This is a genomic window from Bradyrhizobium daqingense (genome assembly GCF_021044685.1).
GTDB classification, from domain to species: Bacteria; Pseudomonadota; Alphaproteobacteria; order Rhizobiales; family Xanthobacteraceae; genus Bradyrhizobium; species Bradyrhizobium daqingense.
In genome coordinates this window covers 602,979-627,302 of sequence record NZ_CP088014.1, presented here as the reverse complement: position 1 = coordinate 627,302, position 24,324 = coordinate 602,979, and the positions used below count along the sequence as shown (strand labels likewise).

General features: G+C 65.0%; 22 protein-coding genes. 10 read left to right on the top strand and 12 right to left on the bottom strand.

Annotated features, from left to right (window positions below; all coding sequences use genetic code 11):
• Positions 1 to 3: 3 nt before the first annotated feature.
• The 4 genes from LPJ38_RS02850 (at position 4) to LPJ38_RS02835 (ending at position 4,306) form a co-directional block, all read left to right on the top strand.
• Positions 4 to 957, top strand: coding sequence for a DMT family transporter (locus tag LPJ38_RS02850; protein WP_145638682.1), 954 nt, complete (start codon positions 4 to 6; stop codon positions 955 to 957).
• Between the two features lie 12 nt (positions 958 to 969).
• Complete coding sequence (gene ispG, locus LPJ38_RS02845) at positions 970 to 2,253, top strand: flavodoxin-dependent (E)-4-hydroxy-3-methylbut-2-enyl-diphosphate synthase (protein WP_145638427.1); 1,284 nt, start codon at positions 970 to 972, stop codon at positions 2,251 to 2,253.
• A 147-nt stretch (positions 2,254 to 2,400) separates the two neighbouring features.
• Complete coding sequence (locus LPJ38_RS02840) at positions 2,401 to 3,297, top strand: TauD/TfdA dioxygenase family protein (protein WP_145638429.1); 897 nt, start codon at positions 2,401 to 2,403, stop codon at positions 3,295 to 3,297.
• Positions 3,298 to 3,481: 184 nt separating this feature from the next.
• On the top strand, positions 3,482 to 4,306 hold the full coding sequence (locus LPJ38_RS02835; RefSeq protein WP_167520601.1) for an N-acetylmuramoyl-L-alanine amidase: 825 nt from the start codon (positions 3,482 to 3,484) through the stop codon (positions 4,304 to 4,306).
• 40 nt (positions 4,307 to 4,346) lie between these two features.
• Here the strand turns inward: LPJ38_RS02835 and LPJ38_RS02830 are convergent, their stop codons facing one another.
• The 3 genes from LPJ38_RS02830 to LPJ38_RS02820 form a co-directional block, all read right to left on the bottom strand.
• Positions 4,347 to 5,954 (bottom strand): Na+/H+ antiporter, encoded by a 1,608-nt coding sequence (locus LPJ38_RS02830; RefSeq protein WP_167520602.1) that lies wholly within the window; start codon positions 5,952 to 5,954, stop codon positions 4,347 to 4,349.
• Between the two features lie 48 nt (positions 5,955 to 6,002).
• Positions 6,003 to 6,860, bottom strand: coding sequence for a class A beta-lactamase (bla, locus tag LPJ38_RS02825; protein ID WP_145638435.1), 858 nt, complete (start codon positions 6,858 to 6,860; stop codon positions 6,003 to 6,005).
• 213 nt (positions 6,861 to 7,073) lie between these two features.
• Positions 7,074 to 7,448, bottom strand: coding sequence for a nuclear transport factor 2 family protein (locus LPJ38_RS02820; RefSeq protein ID WP_145638437.1), 375 nt, complete (start codon positions 7,446 to 7,448; stop codon positions 7,074 to 7,076).
• Between the two features lie 94 nt (positions 7,449 to 7,542).
• Between LPJ38_RS02820 and LPJ38_RS02815 the strand changes: the two genes are divergently transcribed.
• Both LPJ38_RS02815 and LPJ38_RS02810 read left to right on the top strand, forming a co-directional pair.
• Entirely contained in the window at positions 7,543 to 7,971 is a 429-nt protein-coding gene (locus tag LPJ38_RS02815; protein ID WP_167520603.1) for a GFA family protein, read from the top strand.
• A 181-nt stretch (positions 7,972 to 8,152) separates the two neighbouring features.
• Complete coding sequence (locus LPJ38_RS02810; RefSeq protein ID WP_145638441.1) at positions 8,153 to 9,958, top strand: caspase family protein; 1,806 nt, start codon at positions 8,153 to 8,155, stop codon at positions 9,956 to 9,958.
• Between the two features lie 54 nt (positions 9,959 to 10,012).
• Here the strand turns inward: LPJ38_RS02810 and LPJ38_RS02805 are convergent, their stop codons facing one another.
• Entirely contained in the window at positions 10,013 to 10,705 is a 693-nt protein-coding gene (locus LPJ38_RS02805; protein WP_145638443.1) for a DUF1345 domain-containing protein, read from the bottom strand.
• Between the two features lie 9 nt (positions 10,706 to 10,714).
• Positions 10,715 to 11,638, bottom strand: coding sequence for a polyprenyl synthetase family protein (locus tag LPJ38_RS02800; RefSeq protein WP_145638445.1), 924 nt, complete (start codon positions 11,636 to 11,638; stop codon positions 10,715 to 10,717).
• Between the two features lie 161 nt (positions 11,639 to 11,799).
• Between LPJ38_RS02800 and mtgA the strand changes: the two genes are divergently transcribed.
• From mtgA to LPJ38_RS02785, 3 genes are all read left to right on the top strand, one after another.
• Positions 11,800 to 12,474, top strand: coding sequence for a monofunctional biosynthetic peptidoglycan transglycosylase (gene mtgA, locus LPJ38_RS02795; protein WP_145638447.1), 675 nt, complete (start codon positions 11,800 to 11,802; stop codon positions 12,472 to 12,474).
• A gap of 168 nt (positions 12,475 to 12,642) precedes the next feature.
• The gene (gene rpmF / locus LPJ38_RS02790) at positions 12,643 to 12,825 is read left to right on the top strand and encodes a 50S ribosomal protein L32 (protein ID WP_007598106.1); all 183 of its coding nucleotides are present in this window, start codon (positions 12,643 to 12,645) and stop codon (positions 12,823 to 12,825) included.
• Positions 12,826 to 12,963: 138 nt separating this feature from the next.
• Entirely contained in the window at positions 12,964 to 13,617 is a 654-nt protein-coding gene (locus LPJ38_RS02785) for a hypothetical protein (RefSeq protein WP_167520604.1), read from the top strand.
• Positions 13,618 to 13,623: 6 nt separating this feature from the next.
• Here the strand turns inward: LPJ38_RS02785 and LPJ38_RS02780 are convergent, their stop codons facing one another.
• Positions 13,624 to 13,794, bottom strand: a complete 171-nt coding sequence (locus LPJ38_RS02780) for a hypothetical protein (protein ID WP_404438398.1) — start codon at positions 13,792 to 13,794, stop codon at positions 13,624 to 13,626.
• Positions 13,795 to 14,106: 312 nt separating this feature from the next.
• On the opposite strand from LPJ38_RS02780, the gene LPJ38_RS02775 reads away from it, so the two are divergent.
• Entirely contained in the window at positions 14,107 to 15,801 is a 1,695-nt protein-coding gene (locus tag LPJ38_RS02775; protein ID WP_145638454.1) for a bifunctional diguanylate cyclase/phosphodiesterase, read from the top strand.
• Positions 15,802 to 15,905: 104 nt separating this feature from the next.
• Here LPJ38_RS02775 and LPJ38_RS02770 read toward each other — a convergent pair whose 3' ends face one another.
• The 6 genes from LPJ38_RS02770 to LPJ38_RS02745 all read right to left on the bottom strand — a co-directional run bounded on the left by LPJ38_RS02770 (position 15,906) and on the right by LPJ38_RS02745 (position 24,285).
• The gene (locus LPJ38_RS02770; protein WP_145638456.1) at positions 15,906 to 17,414 is read right to left on the bottom strand and encodes a tripartite tricarboxylate transporter permease; all 1,509 of its coding nucleotides are present in this window, start codon (positions 17,412 to 17,414) and stop codon (positions 15,906 to 15,908) included.
• 3 nt (positions 17,415 to 17,417) lie between these two features.
• A complete protein-coding gene (locus tag LPJ38_RS02765) occupies positions 17,418 to 17,903 on the bottom strand; it encodes a tripartite tricarboxylate transporter TctB family protein (protein ID WP_145638458.1) in 486 nt (161 codons plus the stop codon).
• 183 nt (positions 17,904 to 18,086) lie between these two features.
• Positions 18,087 to 19,064 (bottom strand): tripartite tricarboxylate transporter substrate binding protein, encoded by a 978-nt coding sequence (locus tag LPJ38_RS02760; protein ID WP_145638460.1) that lies wholly within the window; start codon positions 19,062 to 19,064, stop codon positions 18,087 to 18,089.
• A 204-nt stretch (positions 19,065 to 19,268) separates the two neighbouring features.
• Complete coding sequence (locus LPJ38_RS02755; protein ID WP_145638462.1) at positions 19,269 to 22,139, bottom strand: PAS-domain containing protein; 2,871 nt, start codon at positions 22,137 to 22,139, stop codon at positions 19,269 to 19,271.
• A gap of 248 nt (positions 22,140 to 22,387) precedes the next feature.
• The gene (locus LPJ38_RS02750) at positions 22,388 to 23,263 is read right to left on the bottom strand and encodes an acyl-CoA acyltransferase (RefSeq protein WP_145638464.1); all 876 of its coding nucleotides are present in this window, start codon (positions 23,261 to 23,263) and stop codon (positions 22,388 to 22,390) included.
• A gap of 41 nt (positions 23,264 to 23,304) precedes the next feature.
• Positions 23,305 to 24,285, bottom strand: a complete 981-nt coding sequence (locus tag LPJ38_RS02745; protein WP_145638466.1) for an amino acid--[acyl-carrier-protein] ligase — start codon at positions 24,283 to 24,285, stop codon at positions 23,305 to 23,307.
• Positions 24,286 to 24,324: the final 39 nt, after the last annotated feature.

Below are 24,324 nucleotides of genomic sequence, written 5' to 3'. Positions count from 1 at the left end.
GAGATGTCCTCACCACAAGCCATTCCGTCCGCCGGCCGCCCTCTCAGTGCCGGCGCCATTGCCCTGATGCTGATGCTGTGCCTGACCTGGGGTTTCAACCAGATCGCGGTGAAGCTGGTGCTGCCGGACATTCCGCCGATGCTCCAGGCCACCATCCGCTCGATGGGCGCGCTGCCGGTGCTGTTCATCATCGGCACCCTGCGCGGCGTCAAATTCTTCGAACGTGACGGCACGTGGAAGGCAGGGCTCATCGCCGGGCTGATGTTCGGCATCGAATTCGTCCTGATCTTCCAGGGTCTGCGCTTCACCTCGGCCTCTCGTGCAGTGGTGTTCCTCTACACCGCGCCGTTCTTCGTCGCGCTCGGCTCCTACCAGGTGCTCGGCGAGCGGCTTGGCGGCACGCAATGGCTGGGGCTCGCGGTGAGCTTTGCCGGCGTCGCGCTCGCCATCGGCGTGCCGCAACCGGATGTCGATGCCAAGGTGCTGCTCGGCGACCTCATGATCGTCGGCGGCGCCGGGCTATGGGCGGCGACTACTTTGGTTGCCAAGGGCACGCGGCTGCGCTTCGCCGCGCCGGAGAAGGCGCTGGGCTATCAGGTCGCGACCTCAGTCCCGATTTTGGGACTGGCAGCCTGGCTGTTCGGCGAATCCATCACACACACGCCCGCACCCCTCTCCATCGCCCTCATGGCCTTCCAGGCGATCTGGGTGGTGGGAACCACGTTCACGCTTTGGTTCGCGCTAGTGAAGGCGTATTCGGCCAGCAAATTGTCGGCTTTTACCTTCATCACCCCTTTGTTTGGCGTGGTCGGTAGCTATTTCATCATGCACGACACCCTGAGCCTGACATTCGGGGCCGCCGCGGTCCTTGTCATTGCTGGGCTTTTTCTGGTTAACCGTCCCAGCCAAACGGCTGCGGCGCCGCGTGATGCATTGCTGAACGTCACCAAAACCTGATATTTGGACCCCATGAACAAGCTCGAAAACCCCCTCGATTCCGAGATCGCAGGCCCCGCGCCCCGGCACCGGACCACCCAGGTCAAGGTCGGCAACGTCGCCGTCGGTGGCGGAGCACCGATCGTCGTGCAGTCGATGACCAACACCGACACCGCCGACATCGACGGCACCATCGCCCAGGTCGCAGCGCTCGCGCGCGCCGGCTCCGAAATGGTCCGCATCACCGTGGACCGCGAGGAGGCCGCAGCCGCCGTTCCGCACATCCGCGACGGCCTCGCCAAGCGCGGCATCACCACGCCCCTGATCGGCGACTTCCATTATATCGGCCACAAGCTGCTCGCGGCCTATCCGGCCTGCGCCGAGGCGCTCGCCAAATATCGCATCAATCCCGGCAATGTCGGCTTCAAGGACAAGCGCGACAGCCAGTTCGCCGACATCATCGAGATCGCCAACAAGAACAACAAGCCGGTCCGCATCGGCGCGAACTGGGGCTCGCTCGACCAGGAGCTGCTCACCAAGCTGATGGACGAGAACGCCGCCTCGCCGAACCCGCGCGACGTGCGCGCGGTGACGCGCGAGGCCATGGTGCAGTCGGCGCTGCTGTCGGCCGCGCGTGCCGAAGAGCTCGGCATGCCCAAGGACCGCATCATCCTCTCAGCCAAGGTGTCCGCGGTGCAGGATCTGATCGCGGTCTATCAGGATCTGGCGTCCCGTTCCGACTATGCCATCCATCTCGGCCTCACCGAGGCCGGCATGGGCTCGAAAGGCATCGTGGCGTCCTCCGCCGCGCTCGGCATCCTGCTGCAGCAGGGCATCGGCGATACCATCCGTATCTCGCTGACGCCGGAGCCGGGCGGCGACCGCACCCGTGAGGTGCAGGTCGGCCAGGAACTCTTGCAGACCATGGGCTTCCGCACCTTCGTGCCGCTGGTTGCGGCCTGCCCCGGCTGCGGCCGCACCACCTCGACCACGTTCCAGGAACTGGCCCGCTCGATCCAGGACTTCATTCGCGACGAGATGCCGAACTGGAAAACGAAATATCCCGGCGTGGAGGAGCTCAACGTCGCGGTGATGGGCTGCATCGTCAACGGCCCGGGCGAATCCAAGCACGCCAATATCGGCATCTCGCTGCCCGGCACCGGCGAAGCGCCGGCCGCCCCGGTGTTCGTCGACGGCAAGAAGTTCCGCACGTTGCGCGGGCCCACCATCTCCGCCGACTTCAAGGCACTGGTGATCGACTATATCGACCAGCGCTACGGCCAAGGCGCCAAGGTGCCGGTGACGGCGGCGGAGTAGGCGCTCCTCAACATCGGATTCGTAGGGCGGGTTAGCACAGCGTAACCCGCCTTATTTTTTGCGGGCGCGAAGTGGCGGGCTACGCTTCGCTAACCCGCCCTACATTGCTACGATCACTTCCAATCAAGAACGATCGGGAGACACGCCATGAGCTCACTCACCGGCAAGCAGGGTCCGCGCTATCGCCACACGGCCGAAGACGGCGCGCCCTACGAGACCATCGCAGTCGAAAAGCTCACGCCCATCATTGGTGCGGAGATCTCCGGCATCGACATCGGCCAGCTGGTCGAGGGTGACAGCCGCTCCAACCGGCAGATGGACGAGATCCATCGTGCGCTCGCCGAGAACCTCGTCATCTTCATCCGCGACCAGCACATCACGCCGCAGCAGCATCTCGCCTTCGGCCGCAAGTTCGGCGAGCTACATTTCCATCCCGCCGCGCCGCATGAGGATGAGGACCCCGCGCTGATGAAGATCTATGCCGACAAGAACTCGCCGCGAGCGAACGGCGAGGGCTGGCATTCGGACGTGTCCTGCGATCTCGAGCCGCCGATGGGCTCGATCCTCTACATCAAGCAGTGCCCGCCGCGCGGCGGCGACACGCTGTTCGCCAACATGTACGCGGCCTATGAGGCGCTATCGGACCGCATGAAGGCCTATCTCGACGGATTGACGGCGCTGCATGACGGCGAGCCGATCTATCGCGGGCTCTACGCGAATTACGGCGTCGCCGACCGGCCGAGCTATCCGCATGCCGAGCATCCCGTGGTGCGCACGCATCCCGTCACCGGCAGGAAGGCGCTCTACGTCAACCGCGGCTTCACCCGGCACATCAACGGCATCCCCCGCGACGAGAGCGACGCGATGCTCGCCTATCTCTATCAGCACGCCGAGAACCCGCTGTTCCAGTGCCGCTTCCGCTGGACCGAGAACGCCATCGCCTTCTGGGACAACCGTTGCACCCAGCACCGTGCGATGTGGGATTACTGGCCGCACACGCGTTCAGGCACGCGGGTGACGGTGAAGGGCGAGCGGCCGGTTTAGGAGGCGGTGCCGTAGGGTGGGCAAAGCAAAGCGTGCCCACAATCTCGCTCCGCATGCAACACGATGGTGGGCACGGCGCGTTGCGCCTTTGCCCACCCTACGAAACCGTTCCTGCGTTGACGCCTTCCGATTCCCGCGCCATCTTCCCCAAAGCAAATCGCGAATCGCGGCAGCGGAGTAGCGCTTGGGGCAATCGCGCAGCATCATCGCAATTTGGATCATGCCGCTTGTTGCATCGATCCTGCTGTCGCCGTTCGCCTTTGTCGATGCGACCGAGGCTGCTGCTACGCGAAAGATCGCGCGATCCAGGCCGAAGCCATCGCCGGCGGCCAAATGCGAGATGCCGAAGTTCAAGATCGTGGTGGATGTCGGGCACACTCCGGACTCCTATGGCGCGTTGAGCGCGCGCAATGATCCGGAGTTCGGCTTCAACTTCCGCCTCGCGAAGCTGATCACGGCAAAGCTCAAATCCGAAGGCTTTGCCGCAACCCGCCTGCTGGTCACGGACGGCAAGGCGAAAGCGAGTCTGTTCAAGCGTGTCAGTGCCGCGAATGACGGCCGGGCCGATCTGTTCCTGTCGGTCCATCACGATTCGGCGCCGGACAAGTTGCTCGAGAGGTGGGAATTCGATGGGACAAACAGCTATTTCAGTGACCGTTTCTCGGGGCACTCGCTGTTCGTGTCGCAACGAAATCCGCACTTCGCCACCAGTCTGAGGCTGGCGCGGATGATCGGCAGACAGTTGAAGGAGCAGGGCCTGAATTATGCGAACCAGTACACGCTGCCGGTGATGGGCCGCTACCGTCGCCAGCTGATCGACAGGAATGTCGGCGTCTATCGCTATGACGGGCTCGTCGTGCTCTCGCGGACGCGGAGTGCCGCCGTGCTGATCGAGGCCGGCTCGATCATCAACCGCGACGAGGAGATGGAAATGAACTCGCCGGAGCGGCAGGAAGCGGTAGCGGCAGCGGTTGCGGCGGCGATGAGGGAGTTTTGCGAGAGGCGATAGTCGTTCATCAATCGTCGTTGTGCTCGCAATGACGAGGAGGCTATAGCGGCGCGCCGCGATACTCCCGGTTCGCCAGGCTCGCCTCCTCCAGATCCAGATCGCGCTCGATCCTTCGTCTTGTCTCGTCGGTGATCTGGCCGTCGCGCAGCAGATCGTGGATGAACTTGCGCTCGGCGACGATCAGCGCGCGGGTCAGCGTGGTGCCGGCGGCCGAGACGTCGTGATGGGTGGGATCAAGCGCGTCGGGCAGCTGGTTGAGTCGGATCTCGTGGCGGGCACGAAGCAGCCGCATTACCTCGTCCGAGACTTCCTTTTCCGCGCTCAGCGCGTCCAGCGATCTCAGCGCGGCATCGAGGGCCTGTCGGCGCGCCGCGATCTCGGCCTCGTGCTCGGCCGCATGCTCGTTGCGGCCCGCCTCGGCGACGCCGAGCCAGCGCACCACCGGCGGCAGTGTCAGCCCGACGCCGACCAGCGTGACGAAGATGACGCCGAAGGCGACGAACAGGATCAGGTCGCGGTACGGAAACGCCTCACCACTTGGCAGCGTGAACGGCAGCGCCAGCGCTGCGGCCAGCGAGACCGCGCCGCGTACCCCGGTGAAGGCGAGCACGAACGGCCATTGCCATGGCGGCGACGGATCGCGCTCGCGCAGCGATTTGCTGAGCACCCGCGGCAGATAGGTCGCGGGATAGAGCCAGGCGAAGCGCGCAACGACGACGATCACGAGGACCACGGCGGTCGCGATGAGGATGTCGTCGAGGGGGAACGACTTCGACTTCTCGTAGAGCGCGCGCATCTGGAAGCCGGTGAGCAGGAACAGCAGGCCTTCGATCAAATAGATGATGAGATCCCAAAAAAAGATTCCTTGCAGGCGCGTTGCCGAGGAGATCAGCAGCGGGCCGTTCCAGCTCACATAGAGGCCACAGGCGACGGTCGCGATCACGCCGGAGCCGCCGACATGCTCCGGCAGCCAAAAGGAGACGTAAGGCGTGAGCAGCGACAGCGTGAGCTCGACCTGCGGATCCCCAGACCATTTGCGCAAGCGCAGGGACAGCCAGCCGACGCCGATGCCGAAGGCGATCTCGCCGGCGATGATGAGCAGGAATTCGCCGGCCGCCAGCGGCAGCGAGAAATGCCCGACCATGATCGCAGCGAGCGCAAAGCGGTAGAGGATCAGCGCGGTGGCGTCGTTGGCGAGCCCTTCGCCCTCGAGCACGACCAGGATACGGCGCGGCATGTGCAGCCGGCGCGCGATCGCGAGCGGCGCCACCACGTCCGGCGGCGCGACGATGGCCCCGAGCAGGAAGGCAAAGGTCCAGGGCAGGCCGATCAGATAATGCGTGGCGGCTGCCACCATCGCCGCCGTGAAGATCACGGCGCCGACTGCGAGCAGCACGATCGGACGCAGATTCTTCCTGAACTCGCGCCAGCTCATCGCGACGCTTGCCGAGTAGATCAGCGGTGGCAGCACGACCAGCAGCACCAGCTCCGGCGGCAGTTCCACCGACGGCATGCCCGGCACGAAGGCGAGGCCGACGCCGGCCAGCATCAGCAGGATGGCAGGAGCGACATTGAAGCGGCGCGCGGTCAGCGCCACGCTCGCCAGCACGGCCAGCAGGATGAGAAAGGTCTGAAATTTGGCTTCCATGATGGTCTGTCTTGACCCGGAAGCGGCCGCACCGTCAATGTGCGCGGCTTACGCCAGCCGCTCGGCCACCATCCGCCCGATCCGCGCGAACACGGCCGCGATCTGCGCCGCGCTCGGCGTACCGCCCTGAACATAGGTCGTGATCAGGATCGGCGTGTCGGGCTTCGGCCATACCACTGCGATGTCGCCCGCGGCGTCCTTGCCGTTGTAGCCGGTCTTGTCGCCGATCTTCCAGCTTGCGGGCAGACCGCCGCGCAGCCGGTTCGCTCCGGTCTTGCAATTCACCATCCAGTCCGTGAGCTGCGCGCGTGAGGCCGGCGACAATGCTGCGCCCAGCACCAGCCGCCGCAGATTTCCGGCCATCGCCGCCGGCGTTGTGGTGTCCCGGGGATCTCCGGGACGAGAGCGGTTGAGCTCGGGTTCGTTGTGGTCGAGCCGGGAGGTGGTGTCGCCGAGCGATCGCCAAAACGCGGTGAGCGCCGCCGGGCCCCCGATCCGCGCCAACAGCAGATTGGCGCAGGTGTTGTCGCTGAGCTCGACGATCGCCTTGCACATCTCGCTGACAGACATCGCGCCGGCCGCGAGATTTTGTCTGGCCACCGGCGCATACTCCAGGAGGTCGGCTTCGCGGTAAGGGATCATGGCCGCGAGTTGCTCCTCGCCGCGATCGGCCCGCGCCAGCACGCAGGCCGCGAGCGAGGCCTTGAATGTCGAGCACATCACGAACCGCTCGTCGGCGCGCCAGGCGAGCTTCGCGCCGCTGGCCAGGTTTTCCGCATGGAGCCCGATCCGCCCGCCGCTCTCCCGTTCATAGGCCTCGAATTCCGGCGGCGCATCCGCGGCCAGCACGGGGGAGGCCGCCATCCAGCACAGGGAGGCGAGCAGGGAGCGGCGGTCGAGAAGCATGAAAGGCCTTCATCAAGACAGACAAGCGGGGATGCGGCGGATGCTTTATCAGCACCGTCATTGCGAGCGTAGCGAAGCAATCCAGGATCTGTCCGCGGCGGGATTCTGGATTGCTTCGTCGCAAGGGCTCCTCGCAATGACGTGTGGCGAGAGTTGGGCTTGCAACTCGCGGAGAATGGAAGAGAGCGCGTGCCAGGTGGGGCAGCGGAGGCCTCACTCCCTCAGGTCATACCGATACGATTTCGACACGATCTGCCAGCCATCGGCGAGCTTCATCGCGACCAGATAGTCGGTGAAATAGCGCGGCGGCAGCTGGCATCGGACCTTGATGAAGGCGGTCTTGGCGTCGGAGCGATCGATGGTGACGATGAAATCCTCCCGCGGCTTGCCTTCGGCCTTGCCGGAGGGGCGCTTGCGCACGCGGTCGAGCCAGTCCGGCACGGTCAGCACCTGAAGCTCGCCCTTCTCGACCCAGCGCAGATCGGCAGAGGGATGGAAGATGGCGCCGAGTTTTTCGGCATCACCCTCGTAAAGGCCGTCGAAATAGGATTGCACGACGGCTTCGACACTCGACCGGTCCTGGCTCATAGGTCATCCTTTTGCATGATGGCTTGAAGCGAACTTAGTCGTATGCATCGAAATGCGCTATGGGTGTGTCTGCCATTTGCGTGAAAGCGTCGCCATGACCGGATCAGAAAATTCGAACGTTCGCATCCTGATCGGCGAATGCTATTGCCGCACCGTGCGCTTCGAGGTCGCAGACGAATTCTCCTATGCGATGAACTGCCACTGCTCGAACTGCCGTCGCACCACCGGCGCCGCCTTCAAGCCGTTCGCCGGCATCGCGCAGGACAAGCTCCGCATCGTCAGGGGCGGCGAACAGCGGATGATTTTCGGCGACGATACTACCCACAATGCCCATTGTGCCCGGTGCGGCTCGCTGCTCTATTCCCTGGTCCGCGAGGGACAATGGGTCCATGTCGCCATGGGAACCCTGGTCGACACCCCCTCGATCCGGCCAAGCGCACATATTTTCGTAGGCTCGAAGGCCCCCTGGCATGAAATTACGGACGATCTGCCGCAACATCGGGAGCACATCGGGGATGTCTGAAGGAACCCGGGGCGCCTGCCTTTGCCGGCGAACCGGGTTGGCGTTGGCGCGACAAACAAAAGGGGCCGTTCGTCCTGTCGTCGGCGTCGCCTTCGTGACCTCCATCACAAGCGCCGGCGGCGGATCCTGCTAAAGCGGTCCCACGGGCTCGAAAGGCCCCCGAACCTTCGGAAGTCGTGTCATGCGCAATCTGCTCAGACTTTGCCCGCTTCTCCTCGCCCTCGCGCTGCTGCTCGGCGCCGGGCCTGCCTTTGCCGGCAAGCGCGTCGCCCTGGTGCTCGCCAACTCGGCCTATCAGCACGCACCGTCGCTGGTGAACCCCGTCAATGACGGTTCGGTGATGGCCAAGACGCTGAAGGAGGCTGGCTTCGATGTCGTCGATTCCCGGCACGATCTGTCGGCGCTGGAGACGCGTCGGGTGCTGCGCGACTTCGCAGATTCAACCCGCGATGCCGACATCGCCGTGGTCTACTATGCCGGCCACGGCATCGAGGTCGAAGGCTCCAACTATCTGATCCCCGTCGACGCCAAGCTCGAGCGCGACACCGACGTGTACGACGAGGCGCTTTCGCTTGATCGCATCCTGGTCGCGGTCGATCCGGCAAAGCAGCTCCGCCTGGTGATCCTGGATGCCTGCCGCGACAATCCGTTCGGCAAGAGGATGAAGCGCACCGTCGCCTCGCGCAGCTTCGGCCGCGGCCTCGCCCAGGTCGAGCCGTCCAGTCCCAACACCTTGATCGCCTATTCGGCCAAGGCCGGCTTCACGGCGCAGGACGGCGACGGCGCCAACAGCCCGTTTACGGTTGCTCTGTCGAAGCATTTGACGACGCCGGGCCTCGATGTCCGCCGCGCTTTCGGCTTCGTGCGCGACGACGTGCTCAAGTCGACCGCTAACAAGCAGGAGCCGTTCGTCTATGGCTCGCTTGGCGGCGAGGACGTGCCGCTGGTGCCGGTCAAGGTGGCAGCTGCGCAAGCGGCGCCGGTGGCGAACCCGCAGGCCGACATCCGCCGCGACTACGAGCTCGCGCTCCAGGTCGGCAACAAGGCGGCATGGGATGCCTTCCTCGCCCAGCATCCCGATGGCTTCTATGCGAGCCTTGCCAAGCTCCAGGTCGAGAAGATCGGCGCCGAGCAGGCCCATGCGGCAGCGATCGCCAAGGCGAAACAGGCCGAGGCCGAGCGCGACCGCCTTGCCGCCCTCGGCGCGCAGAAGGATGCGCAAGCCAAAGCCGCCGCCGATGCGAAAGCCGCCGAGCAGGCACAGCTTGCCGCGCAGAAGGCCAAGGAGCAGGCGCAGCAGCAGGCGGCCGCTGCAGAACAGCAGCGCGTCAACCTCGCCGCCGCGGCGCCGGCTACTGCGCCGGCCAGCACGGCGAGCCCCGCCGGCACCAACGTCGCGGCACTGACGCCCGCGACTGCGCCCGCCGATCTCAGTCGCTCGGTGCAGGCCGAGCTCGGCCGCGTCGGTTGCTTCACCGGACAGGCCGATGGCAATTGGAATACGTCCTCGCAGCGGTCGCTGTCGCAGTTCAACCGCTATGCCGGCACCAAGCTCGACGTGAAGGTGGCCAGCACCGACGCGCTCGATACGGTCAAGACCAAGCAGTCGCGTGTGTGTCCGCTGGTGTGCGAGCACGGCTTCAAGGCCGACGGCGACAAATGCACGAAGATCGTCTGCCGCACGGGTTATGCCGTCAACGATGACAATGAGTGCGAGAAGCAGCGTGCGGCCAAGCCGGCCAAACCTGCGACCGCCAAGCGCGACGACGGCGATGAGCGTCCCGCACGCCAGCGTCGCCAGTCCGCAGGCGCGGCAGGCGGCTATGGCGCCGCTGCCGGCATTGCTGCTGGCGCCGGTCGCGCCGCCGGTGGCGGACAGGTCTACTGCAACAACACTGGTTGTCGTCCGGTCCATCGCGGTTGCCGTCTCGAATATCGCGGCGGCGGGGGCCCCGGCAACGACGCCAACGCCGAGGTGTGTTACTAGGGTTGCGGTATCGCGACATGTCGTCCTGACTTTTCGCCAGGACGACCGCTGAGACTAAGTCGAAATCGCGCTCGCCGCGATATTCACCGTCAGCGCCAGCAATGCCGTGTTGTAGATGAAGGACACGATGCCGTGCGCGGTCGCGGTGCGGCGGATGGTCTTGTCGGTGATGCCAACGTCGGAGACCTGCGCGGTCATGCCGATCACGAACGAGAAATAGACGAAATCCCAATAGTCGGCGTGGTCATCCTTGTCGCCGCTCGGGAATTGCAGGCCGCCCGGCTTGGCGTTGCGGTAATAATCATGCGCGTAATGCAGAGCGAACGTGGTATGCACAGCCGCCCATGACAGCACGATGGTGGTGATCGCCACCGTCAGTTCGAGGACGCCGCGATGCGGCGTGCCGAGCTCGGAGACGATCGCCGCGATGCTGGCGAACGCGCCGATCGCCGTTACCAGCAGGATCACGAAGCGGCCGTCGTCCTGCATGGCCGCGGCGCGACGAATGTGCTTGTGATCGTTGCACAGCATCATCGCGTAGACCAGTACGAGATACACCGCGATCAGCGCGTCCCACCCGAACAACAGCCGCGTCACCAGGCGGTGCGTGCCCGGCAGCAGCAGGCAGACGAGAATGCCGACGGCGAGCGCGATGAAGGTTCGCGGCCGCGCATAGAGCAGCCGCATCGGCCGCGACATCTGGCGGAAGCGGACGAGGGCGGGATCCTCTTTGCCGCCGGCCGCCATCGTCGCGCGTCAGTTCTTCCGTTCGGCGACAAAGCGCGCCGCGGCCTGCAGCACGGCGGCGCGGTCGCCGAAGATCGACACCGCGCTGTCGGCGCGCGCGAGCAGATCGCGTACGCGCTGCTTGGCGCCTTCGATGCCAAGCTGGGTGACGAAGGTGGTCTTGCCGAGCGCGGCATCGGCCCCGGCCGGCTTGCCGAGCGCCGCCGCATCGCCTTCGACGTCGAGCAGATCGTCGGCGATCTGGAAGGCCTCGCCGAGCGCGCGACCGTAATCGTCGAGCGCTTGATACTCTTTCTGCGAGGCCTGGCCGAGGATCGCGCCGGCTATGCAGCCGTAGCGCAGCAGCGCGCCGGTCTTCATCTGCTGAATGCGGGCAACATCGATCGGCTCGTTGCCGCCGAAGCGGCCTTCGCCGGCGAGATCGAGGATCTGGCCGCCGACCATGCCGCCGATGCCGGCGCAGCGCGCCAGCGCCCGCGTCAGCAGCAGCCGCACATTGGCGTCGCGATGGATCTCGTCGCGGGTGACGATGTCGAAGGCGAGCGTGAGCAGGCCGTCGCCGGCGAGGATCGCGGTCGCATCGTCGGTTTTCTTGTGCAGGGTCGGGCGGCCGCGGCGCAGGTCGGAATTGTCCATCGCCGGCAGATCGTCGTGGATCAGCGAATAGCAGTGGATGCACTCGAGCGCGGCGCCGACGAGCAGCGCCGCTTCACGGGGAACGCCGAACACGGCCGCGCTTTCGACCACCAGGAACGGCCGCAGACGCTTGCCGCCGTTGAGGCTTGAATAGCGCATTGCGTCCATCAGTCGCTTGGGCCGGGCGATCTCGTCGTGCAGGATGTCGTCCGACAGCAGGCGGCCGAGCAGGGCCTCGGTGTCATCAGCGGTCTTGTCCAGACGTTTGGCGAAATCGGACGGGGACGTGCCGGTCATCAAGAGGGGCTCCAGAACTAAAATTCGGCGGGACAATCCTTTATGCGCCCGCCCCAGTCAATCGTTTGGAAGGCCTAAAAAGTGCTGGAAAAGGCCCGAATAATCACAGACTTAACAGTCTGGCTCGTAGCCGCGTTTCATTTTGTGCCGGAAAGGTCGATTTGCGCATCGTCAAAATCCTTCTCCTGGCGCTCGTGGTCGCAGCTCTCGCGCCCTATGTGATCGCGCCGTTTTACCGGGTTGGTCATCCGGTTTCGACGCTGATGGCCTGGCGTTCGCTCCGTGGTGCGCCGATGCAGCGGCAATGGATCGATCTGGCGGCGATGTCGCCCTATCTGCCGCGCGCGGTGGTGGCAGCGGAGGACGCGCATTTCTGCAAGCATCACGGCATCGATTGGGGGGCGCTGCGCGAGGCGATCGACGACGCGCAGGAGGACGGCACGCCGTTCCGGGGCGCCTCCACCATCACCCAGCAGGTCGCAAAAAACCTGTTCCTGTGGCAGGGGCGGGACTTCGTCCGCAAAGCGCTGGAGTTCCCGCTGGCGCTCTGGATCGACCTCGTCCTGCCCAAGCAGCGGATCCTGGAGATTTACCTCAACATCGCCGAGCTCGGCCCGCAGGGGCAATTTGGCGTCGAGGCGGCCAGCGCCTTTGCCTTCGGCAAGTCGGCGGCCAACCTTTCGTCCCGGGAAGCCGCCCTCCTGGCCTCGATCCTGCCGAATCCGGTCAAACGCAGCGCCCGAATCCCCGGCCCGGGTGTCCGGCGGCTGGCGGCGACCTATATGGCGCGGGGGCAGGCGAGCTCGCTTGCGACCTGCTGGCGCGAAAATCGCTGATTTCGGGCCTATTTTGGGCCGATTTTCCGGCCCAAAAGCCTAGCTTTAGGGCCAGCCTTCCTCTATAAGCCCGGCCTTGATCGGCATTCAGCTCGCCTCCTATTGCGGGTGCTGAGCCGTCCTTCGCGGACGATGCCCTGATGACACCAATCCCTAGAGGATATTGAAATGGCCGTTCCGAGAAGAAAAACCTCGCCGTCGCGCCGTGGCATGCGCCGCTCGGCAGACGCCATCAAGAAGCCGACCTATGTCGAAGACAAGGACTCCGGCGAGCTCCGTCGTCCGCACCATCTCGACCTCAAGACCGGCATGTACAAGGGCCGTCAGGTCCTGAAAAAGAAAGAGTCCTGAAGGGACCTTTCTTCAGGCGGGACGATCGCGCTGCCTGATTTCAGCCAACCCATGAGCTAGACGGTGACGGCGGCGGAGCAAATGCTTCGCCGCCGCATTGTCCTGTCCGGATATCTTGATCGAGAAGGCGCCTTGCCGATGGTCGGTTTCCCGCTGCTTCTGATCCCGCTCGCGGTCTACAACATCATCGCCTTCCTGATGCCGACCGTGTCCTTCACGGACGTGCTGTTCAAGGTCCCGATGGTGTCCGGCGAGGTCTGGCCGGTCACGCTCGCCGATCTCCTGCTCGCGCTCGGCGTGGTGCTGCTGCTGCTCGAAGTGGTCAAGGGCGCCCGGCCCGGCTCCAAATTCCTCATGGACCATCTGCTGTCGCTGATCGTGTTCGGCGCGGCCGCAGCCGAATTCGTGATGTGGCCCAAATTCGGCAACTCCACCTTTTTCCTGCTGGTGCTGCTCGCGATGGCCGACTTTTTCGCCGGCATCGCCCAGCGCACGCGCCGTCGCGTCACCTATGTCGCCGAGACGACGGTGGCCGCGCCACGCAAGGCCAAGCGCCAGGCCGAAGCGGCCGCAGAGGATGTGGCGGCCGAGCGCAAGTTCGAGCCGGTGATTGCGCCGCAGGCGGCACCGGCCGAGCCGCCCGCACCTTCGGCGCAGTCCGTCGCCGAGTCCGTGCTGATGGATCACCCTGCGCCAAAGCCCGCACAGGGCGCGCCGTCGCCGGAAATTCCCTCGCCGCATCTCCAGCCGGGTAACGGCACGCCACCGTCTTCCGAGACGCCGCCGCGCTGATCGGCCTCAAGCTACCTGCCGTGTCCGCGCGCTGACGCTTTGCAGCGGACGCTTGCTGCCATAGGCAAGCAGCGCATCCTCGGAGGAGCCACGGCGAAGCCGGCTGGTCTGGGGCAGATGCTCGGCATTGGCGATCAGCTGGGTGACGAAGCTGGGATCGGGGCGGGGTAGGGGCATTTTATGGACCCACGCAAGCGTAGGCAGCATCGGCACCAGGTCCGTGCCCGTGCCGTTGTCCGCTTGGTCCAATCGATCGGTACCCAACATCGCCTATCACCGTTGATCCGGCGGAGCCTGTCGCGTTTCGGGACGCTGGCTCCGGTGCGTGTCAGTACTCGCAAGGCCTATGCCGGCTGAGCCTATTTGGTTCCCGACCGCCTTGGGAACGTGGTTTCCAAATTGTTTATGAACTTTGCCTAGGGTCGAAGACGAATCTGGCTTTATCCTGTACCGGCTCAGGACTCCTTGCTGTCCCGAAACGAGGCGATCTTGACCCCTGCATTGCCGCAAGCCTCCGACATTCTGGCCGCGCTCGGCCAGGCCGTGTTCGCCTGGGACATCGCCAGCGACGTCATCGTCTGGGGTGAGCAGGTCAGCGCCGTCTTCCCGGGCATTCCCGCCGAGCGGCTCGCGACCGGGGCCGAGTTCGCCAAGCTGATCGAGCCGGCGCAGTCTTTGCGGACCGCGGCGCTGGCGCAGACCTCCGCCGTGCATGGCGCCGACGGCACGCCCTATCGGGTCGAGTACGGCGTGCGCATGAGTGCCTCCGATCCCGTGGTCTGGGTCGAGGAGACCGGCCGCTGGTTTGCCGGCCCCGATGGCCGCCCCACGCGTGCGATCGGCTCCGTCCGCATCAACAATGAGCGCCATGCCCGCGATGAGGAGCTGTCGAAGCTGGCCCGGCTCGATCCGCTGACCGGCGAGCTCAACCGCTCCCATCTGATCGCGGCGCTGGCCGAGTCGATCGAGGAGACGACCCGCTTCCGCTCGACCGCGGCTTTCATGCTTGTCGGCATCGATCATCTCGCCCGCGTCAATGACGCCTTCGGCTTCGACGTTGCCGATGCCGTGATTCTCGACGTCGCCAAGCGCATTCGTGCGCGCCTGCGCGGCGGCGACGTGCTCGGACGCTTCTCCGGCAACAAGTTCGGCCTGATCCTGAAGAACTGCACCGTCGACGACATGAACGTCGCTGCCGAGCGCTTCCTCGCCGGCATCCGCGACGAGGTGGTGCCCACCAAATCGGGACCGGTCTCGGTCACGGCGTCGATCGGTGCGGTCAGCCTGCCGCGCTATGCGCGCAACACCGACGAAGCCGTCAACCGCGCGCACGAGACGCTGGACGCCGCCAAGCGCCGCCGTGTCGGCTCGTTCGCGGCGTGGCGTCCGGATGCCGCGCGCGACGCGCAGCGCCGCGTCAACATCCGCGTCACCGACGAGATCGTCACCGCGCTGAACGAGCGCCGCATCAAGCTCGCCTATGAGCCGGTGGTGGCGACCGCCTCGCGCGAACGCGCATTCCACGAATGCCTGGTGCGGATGGATCAAGGCGACGGCCAGGTGCTGCTGGCGCCCGATATCGTGCCGGTCGCCGAACGGCTCGGCCTCATTCGCCTGGTCGACCACCGCGTGCTGGAGCTCGTGGTGGCCGAGCTTGCCGCCGCACCCGACATCTGCCTCAGCCTCAACATCTCGCCGGATACGACGATGGATCCGGACTGGTGGGCGGGAATCGAATCGTTGATGCAGGCCCATCCCGGCGTTGCCGAGCGGCTGATCGTCGAGATCACCGAAACGGTCGCGATCCAGGACATCGACGACGTTCGCGCCTTCGTCGGCCGCCTCAAGCACTTCGGCAGCCGCATCGCCATCGACGATTTCGGTGCCGGCTACACCTCGTTCCGCAATTTGCGCAAGCTCGGCGTCGACATCGTCAAGATCGACGGCGCCTTCGTGCAGAACATCACCCGCTCAGCCGACGATCGCGCCTTCGTGCAGACGCTGATCGACCTCGCTCGCCGCCTCGACATCAAGACCGTGGCCGAATGGGTGCAGGACGAAGAAGCCGCAAGCATGCTGCTCGACTGGGGCTGCGACTATATCCAGGGCCGCCTGATCGGGCTGGCCTCGGCGGAGCGCCCGTGGGGCGCGCGGCCGGACAGCGCGCTGCCCGCGGCGGGGTGATGAATCGTAGGGTGGGTTAGCCGCAGGCGTAACCCACCACTTCTCTCATTCGCAAAGACCGAAGAGGTGGATTACGCCTGCGGCTAATCCACCCTACAAGTTCCTCACGCCCCTTCATCCAGCGCCACCAGCTCGCGCTTCTTGCGCAGTGCCGGCAATAGCGGCGCGATCAGCAGCACCAGCGCGAACGCCAGGCACGTCGCCGAGATCGGCCGCTGCACGAAGGTCCAGAGATCGCCTTGTGACAGGATCAGCGACTTGCGCAGATTGTTCTCCAGCATCGGCCCGAGCACGAAGGCGAGCACCAGCGGCGCCGGCTCGTAGCCGAGCTTGCGCATGAAGTAGCCGATGATCCCGAACGCGATCATCACATAGACGTCGAACACGTTGTTGCTCGAACAATAGACGCCGATGATGGTGAAGAGGATGATGAGCGGAAACAGGATGTTGTAGGGCAGCTTCAGCAGCTGCACCCACATGCCGATCATCGGCAGATTGAGCACCAGCAGCATGACGTTGCCGATATACATGCTGGCGACGATGCCCCAGAACAGGCCGGGATTCTGCGTGATCATCAGCGGTCCCGGCTGCAGGCCGTGAACCACGAAGGCGCCGAGTAGCAGCGCCATCACCACGTTCGGCGGGATACCGAGCGTCATCAGCGGAATGAAGGCGCCGCCGGCCGCGGCGTTGTTGGCGGATTCGGGGCCCGCGACGCCTTCGATCGCGCCATGGCCGAACCGCTCCGGCGTTTTCGACAGCCGCTTCTCCAGCGCATAGGAGCCGAACGACGCCACGACAGCACCGCCGCCCGGCAGAATACCGAGCAGGAAACCGAGCAGCGTACCGCGCCCTACCGGGCCTGCGCTCGCCCGCCAATCGGCTTTGCTCGGCAATAGCTGCGTGATCTTCGTGTCGATGATGTCGCGCTTGATCGCCTGCTCGGTGTTGAGCAGCACCTCGGCGACGCCGAACAGGCCCATTACGACCGGCACGAGGCCGATGCCATCGATCAGCTCCATGCGGCCGAAGGTGAGCCGCGGCTGTGCCGTGATGCTGTCGAGCCCGACCAGTCCGAGCACGACGCCGATGCAGGCCATCAGCAGCGCCTTCGGCATCGAGCCCTGGGTCAGGAAGGTCAGCACGACGAGGCCGAGCACCATCAGGCTGAAATATTCGGCCGGGCCAAACGCGATGGCGATGCTGGCAAGCCGCGGCGCCACCAGCATCAAGGCGATCAGCGCGAAAGTGCCGGCGATGAAGGAGCCGAAGGCGGCGATGCCGAGTGCGGGACCGGCGCGGCCCTGCTTGGCCATCTGGTGACCGTCGATGCAGGTGACGACGGAGGCGGCCTCGCCGGGGATGTTGACCAGGATCGACGTGGTCGAGCCGCCATACATGGAGCCGTAATAGATGCCGGCCATCATGATGATGCCGGATTCCGGCGTGCCCGACAATGTCACGGGCAGCAGCAACGACATCGCCGAGATCGGGCCGATGCCCGGCAGGACGCCGACCAGCGTGCCGATGAAGACGCCGATGAAGCAATAGAGGAGGTTGATCCCGGTCAGCGCGACGCCGAACCCGTGCGCGACATTGGCGAGCGTATCCATGGGTCAGCCGATCCCGAACAGGCCGGAGGGCAACTGGATCAAGAGCAGGCGTTTGAGCACCCACCACATGCCCATGGGCACCAGCACCGCGATCGGGATCGCCAGCGTCCAGCGGACGGGGTCGATCAGCCGTAACAGCAGCAGCACCAGAGGGATCGAGGACAACAGGAAGCCCAGCGGTTCCAGCGCAAGGGAGAATGCGGCGAGGCAGGCGATGACGAGGAGCGGCTTGCCCCAGCGTGCATTCTCCCAGCGCGAGGCCAGGGTAGGCCCGCCTTCGGTGACGGCGGAGATGATGATGGAGCCTGCGAACAGGCAGATCAGGATGCCGGTGTAGAACAGCACGTAGCCGGAGCCAGGATCATTGATGGTGCCGAGCTTCAGCTTCAGGCCCTGCCAGATCACGAAGCCGCCGATCGCGAGCCCGATCAAGCCGCCCCAGAGCTCGGAGTTGCTGAGGCGGAGTTTGACGTTGGTTTGGTCGTTCATCGATTCTCTCTCGTGCCCCGGACGCAGCGCAGCGGCCATAAGTACGTTCACGCACGTCTTCAACGTGCTATGGCGGTGCGGCTGCAGAGCCGGGGCCCATCAGTGTGGGCGAAGAAGATGGGTCCCGGCTCTGCGCAGCAGCGTTGCACGCTGCAGCGCGTCCGGGACACAAGCAGTGCGACTCTACTTCTTCGCCAGCCCAAGCGTCTCGATCACCTTGCGTTCGGACTCCGTGACCTCGACGACGAACTTCTTGTAGTCCTCGGTGTTCTTGTAGTTCGGCACCATGTCGAACTTGGCGAGCGTCGCGATCACTGCGGGGTCCTCGAGCGCCTTCTTGAAGGCATCGTGCAGCTTGGCGACGATCTTGGGATCCATTCCCTTCGGTCCGGCAATGCCGAAGGGGGAATCATAGACCATGGAATAGCCGAGCTCCTTCAGCGTCGGCACATCAGGATAGTTCGGCGAGCGGGCACCGGTCCACACCATCAGCAGCCGCAGCTTGCCGGCGTCGACCAGCGGCCGCCATCCCGTGGAATCAGCCTGAAGCATGGTGTGCTGGCCGAGCACGGCGGCATTGGTCTCCGCGCCACCCTTGAACGGCACCTGCGTCAGCTTGATGCCAGCCATCCCGGCGATCTGCTCCATCCCGATATGCAGCGAGGTGCCCGCACCGGGGGTTGCGTAGGTCACCTTGCCCGGGTTGGCCTTGGCGAACTCCACCACGTCCTTCCAGCTCTTGAACTGCGACTCCGCGCTGGTGGTGACACCGAAGGTGTAGCCGGTGAGGTGGACGATGTAGCTGAAATCCCTCGCCGGATCCCATGACACCTCCTGCATCAGGGGCAGGCGGAACACGGTGATCGGAATCTGCGAGATGGTGTAGCCGTCCGGTTTCGCTCCTGCTGCCATGGTCGCAGGTCCGACCGTGCCGCCGCCGCCGGCCTTGTTGTCGATCACGATCGGCTGCCCCAGGGCCTTCGAAGCGCTGTCGGCGATCGCGCGCATCGAGATGTCGGTCGACCCGCCAGCCGGCCATGGCACGATCAGCGTGACCGGTTTGCTGGGATAATCCTGCGCATTGGCGCCAGTGGTGAGCACTGCACCCATGACCGCATGCACGGCGGCAAAGGCAATCGTCTTCAGCCCGTATCGCAACATCGAAAAGCCTCCCTCGCAGCAACGGCGCTCGGGCCGCCGCTCCTCATTCTTGTGGCGGCGATTGTTCACGAAATCACGAGAGAAGAAAAGCGCCATTGCGCGTGCTGGGCGAGGAGCCGGACGACAACCCGACCGGCAACGCTGCGTGCGACGATTGGTCGTTTGAAGATGTACCGAGATACGGAATTTGAGCGGGCGATACCGCTACGCCACGCGCCGGAACGTGCTCAGCCTCTCGATGGCACGGTGGACCTCGGCCGCCGGGCAAGGCTTGCCGAAATAATAGCCCTGCACCGCGGTGCAGCCGCATTCGCGGACGAAGTCGAGCTGCTCCTCGGTCTCCACGCCCTCCGCCGTGGTCTCGACGCCGAGCACGGAGCCGAGGCTGGCAATGGTGCGGACGATGGCGACGCTCTCCGGGCTTTCGCCGAGCGTGCCGACGAAGGAGCGATCGATCTTGATGCGATCGAACGGGAATTTGCGCAGATAGCTCAGTGAGGAATAGCCGACGCCGAAATCGTCGAGACTGACCCGCACCCCCAATGCGCGGAGCTGGTGCAGGATCTCTATCGTCGCTTCGCTGTCGTCGAGCAATGCCGTTTCGGTGACCTCGAGCTCGAGCCGTTGCGGCGGTAGGCCGGCTTCGGCCAGCGCGCTCGTGACCATTGCCACCAGCCCGCGCGCGCGGAACTGCACCGGCGACAGGTTGACCGCGACGGTCACGTCGGGCCAGGACACGGCGGTCGCACAGGCGCTGCGCAGCACCCATTCGCCGATTGGGACGATCAGTCCGGTCTCTTCCGCGATCGGAATGAATTCGGCCGGCGAGACGAAGCCGCGCGAGGGATGCTTCCAGCGCAGCAGCGCCTCGAAGCCGGTGAGCTCGGAATTGTCGAGGCGGACCTGCGGCTGGAATACCAGATGGAACTCACGCGCCTCCAGTGCGCCGCGCAGGTCGTGCTCCAGCGCGTGCCGGCTGCGCGCCTCTTCCTCCATCTCGGGTTCGAACAGCTGATAGGCGCCGCGTCCCTTGGCCTTGGCCTGGTAGAGGGCGAGGTCGGCGCATTTCATCAGCTCGTCGGCGTCCAGCCCGTGATCGGGCGCGATCGCGATGCCGACGGAGACGCCGACATGGATCGACTGACTCTCCAGCGGCGGCGGATGACCGATGATCTCGACCAGGCGGCGTGCGAGCTTTTCGGCCGATTGCGGCTGCGGTCCGCGCTGCAGCACGGCGAACTCGTCGCCGCCGAGCCGTGCGACGGTGTCGTGCTCGCCGACATTCTCCTTCAGGCGCGCTGCGACCCAGCGCAACAGGCGATCGCCCGCGGCATGGCCGAGCCGGTCGTTGACGGTCTTGAAATTGTCGAGGTCGAAACACAGCACGGCCATCGCGCCGCCAGCGATCGCGACCTGGTTCAGCCCTTCGCTCATCTTCTCGCGGAACAGCGTGCGGTTGGGCAGGTCGGTCAGCGAATCGTGGCGCGCCATGTGTGCGACGCGGGCCTGGGCCTTGTGGCGCTCGGTGACGTCCTCATAGGTGACGACCCAGCCGCCATGCTCCATCCGCTTGTGATTGAGCTTGATGATGCGGCCGTCGCTCAAATGGCGGTGCAACGTGTGCTCGCCTTCGCGCAGCCTCTCGACATAGTCGGCATAGAGCCGCGCACCGGTGGTGTTGGGATGGATGCCGAGCTCGCAGCTGTGCTCCATGATCTCGCGCATAGAGACGCCGGGCTTCACGATCTCGGGCGACAGCCCGTACATCTCGATGTAGCGGCGGTTGCAGACGATCACGCGCAGGCTCGAATCGAGCATGCACAGGCCCTGGCTCATATTGTTCAACGCGGCATCGAAGCGGCGATACTGTTCGCTCAGTTCTTCGACCGCGTGTTCGCGCTCGGTGATGTCCTCGTAGGTGGCCACGAAGCCGCCATCTGGCAGCGCGCAATAGCGCACCGAGATGACGGTGCCGTTCGACATGCGTCGTCGCATTGGCGAGGAATCGCGGCTCGCAATCCTCGCGCTCGCGGCTTCCATGAGCTGTTGCGGACTGTACTCGGAAGCGAACGCGCCGTTGGCCATCGACCGTTCGATCAGTTCGGAAAGATGCGTGCCGGGCCTGGTCTCCTCCGGCGACAACAGGTAGATCTTGCGGTAGGTGGTGTTGCAGACGCGCAGGCGCATGTCGCTGTCGTAGAAGGCGAGCCCGTGCGCCATGTTCTCGAGAGCCGCATCGAGGATGAAGTTCTGCTGCCGCAGCGTCTCCTCATATTGCAGCCGCTCGGTGACGTCCTCATGCACCGTCACCCAGCCACCGTCGGGCAGGAAGCGGGAGACCGCCTGCACCATGCGTCCGTCGTAGCGCATCACCAGCAGGGTTTTCGCCTTTCTGGCGCGGATATCATCCAGTCGGCTCTCGTGAAATTCGTCGCCTGACATTCCCGGCAGATTGCCGCGCGACATCCAGTGCTCGATCACCGTACAGTGCGAAACGCCGGGCTTCACGATGTCGGGGTCGAGGTTGTAGAGCTTCAGGAAGCGCTCGTTGCAGACCACGACGCGGCTCTCGGCGTCGTACATGATCAGGCCATGCGACATGTTGGAGAGCGCATGCTGGCTGCGCTCGGTCTGCACACGCAATTCCGCCTCGAGTCGGGCGAGCCGGCTGACGTCGTCGCAGATCGTCATCCACCCGCCGCCAGGCAGCGGCTTCAGCTCGAGCGCCATGACGATGCCGCTTGCGAGCCGTTGCTCGGTTCGAAACGGTTTGCCGCCTGCGATCTGAGCGATCCGCGCCGAATACAGCGCGTCGAGCTCGCTTTCCGGAAAATTGCCGCGGCTCGCGCTGTGCGCGAGCACCTCGCGATAGCTCGTTCCCACCCCGACGAATTCGGCCGACATGTCGAAAAAGGAGAGATAGCGCTGATTGACCAGCACGATCCGGTTGTCGGCATCGTAGACGCAGACGCCCTGCTCCATATGGTCGAGCGCGAGCTGGCTCAGCGCAACCAGGGCTTCCGGGCCCTGTTCGCGGCGTGCGGCACCAAGCTCGTTGTCGCGGGTCGACGTCATGGGATCGGCGGGATCTCGGCGGGCAATGGACTTGACGCAACGTAATTCAGCCGCCGAGGGTAGCGAAGAGGCCGGAAAATTCCCTTAGGCGCCGTAGTTTACGGAGGGTGACCGGCGATGGAGAGAACGCGCTACCACCTATTCGGCAAGGCCATAGTCGTCCATGGTCCGACGAGGGCGGCGACATCCGGGACAGCCGTTCCCGCATGTCGTTTCGCTCATGCGGGCTACGCAGACAACTCGATCTCCTACGGCCCATACAACACGAGTTCCGTGTCGGTGAGGTCGGCGAGTTGCGGCCGGTGCGGGCCCTTGAAATATTTGCGGCCACGCCGCTCGGTATAAATACCCACCAAGCCGGGAATCGGGCCGTTGGAATCGACTGTCACCGAGATTTTGCCGAGCCGCAGCAGCAGCCGGCCGATGCGGCCCGCGCAGGCGACGTATTCGGCAGTGTTGCGGCAGTAGATCAGCTTCATGGCCGGCGGTGCGATGAAGCCGCGGCGGATGCGCACCGCTTGCAGGACGAAGGGGAAGGTCCCCTGCGGCGTGCGGCAGACCAGGCTGAGACAATTGTAGCGCGCATGCCGCGTCAACAGCTCGGTCTCGGCTTCGGATAGCCCCTCGATCGCCTTGGCGTGCTGCGAGATGACCTCGATCTTGCTCCAGCGCGGGGCCCGCGCCAGCGCAGGCACCGAGAAGAAGATGCCGTGGCAATAGGCACGGAAACCCTGCGTCTCGATGATCGGCCAGGTCCACGGCGCCGGGCTGATGTTGAGATAGGTGACGTCCTTGTGCCGCTGCGCGATCTTGGTGAGCAGCGGAGCATAGTTGCGGTAGGCCGGATCGACGTACCAGCTCGACAGGTTGCACTGGATGGCGGTCTCATCGCCGCCCTGGCGCGCCGTGTAGATCAGCAGCAGCACGCCGACCGGCGTGCCGCCATCGTCGAGCATGTAGCCGAAGCGCGGATAGCCTTCCGGCACGGATCGGAAGGCCTGCCGGCGCAGGCCCTGCATCCAGTATTCGCGCGAACGCCCGACGAAGCCGCGCGTCAGCAGATCCGCGATCTTATCGACGTCGGCCTCGGTAATCTCGCGGCATCGGACCTTGGTGTGAATCACGCTCGTCTTGCCCGTGGAAATGGTCGGCCTCGTGAATTTTGCTAGCGCCAGCCTTCGCCAAGGGCATCGGCCGAAGCGCGCGGCTGCATGCCCATGATCTCTCGGACCTTCGCGGGCCAGGCGGAAAGATCCGTGCCGTGGGTGTGGAACATGGCAACCGCGAGCCGGTCCATGCCGAAAGCGACGCAGCCGGTGTGGGCCGGCTCGCCATTGGCGTCTTGGATGCCCCAGGTCGTGCCGAAATGTTCGCGGTGATAGTTGAAGCTCATGCAGGCGGTCGGCTGCTCTTCCGAGCGCAGCGGGATCAGGAGCTCGAATTTGAGCTGCTGCTGCTTCTGGCTCACCGCCTTCATCTGGCCGACGCGGCCGAAGAAGGGATCGCTGGCATAGTCGACGCGGAAGGTCAGGCCGAGGTCGCGGGCGATCGCCTGCGCGCGGACCATCCAGCGCTCGCGGAAGTCGGCGACGTCCTCGGCCGTCCCGATGCAGACATATTCGCGCATCCGGAACGATTGCAGCCGGTCGAGGTGTTTCGACGGCTCGCGGCGGAAGCAATCGGCGGCGACGTCGAAGCGCAGGCCGCCTTTCGGCAATTGGCCGCGGCTTGCGGCGATCGGGTAGACCGGATAGCAGGCGGCCGGCGACAGCACGAGGTCGGCCGGCGAGAGCGAGGTGGTCCAGTCGCCGCCGGCGTCGAAGCGGCTCACTGCGGCGTTGATCTCGCGCTCGGTGCCGTGCAGGCCGCAGACGCAGCCGAGCAGGTTCGGAAAGCTCTTGAGGTACCCGGATTTCTCCAGCTGAGCCCGGCTCATCACCGGCGGAAAGCGCATCACCTCGGTACCGGCCTCGCGGTGGCCGGTGATCAGCGCCGCGAGCCGCTCGACGACGCCCTCGTAAAGCGCGGTGCGGGCGTAGACGCCGTCCGAGCCCATCGGATGGAACAGCTTGTCGGCGAGATGATCGAGCGGATCGATGAGTTGCGGCGCGGTCTCGGGCGAATCGGGGAGGACGGCAATGTTCATGGGTCGATGTCCTGCTATGTCAAAATTGTTCTTGTTGTT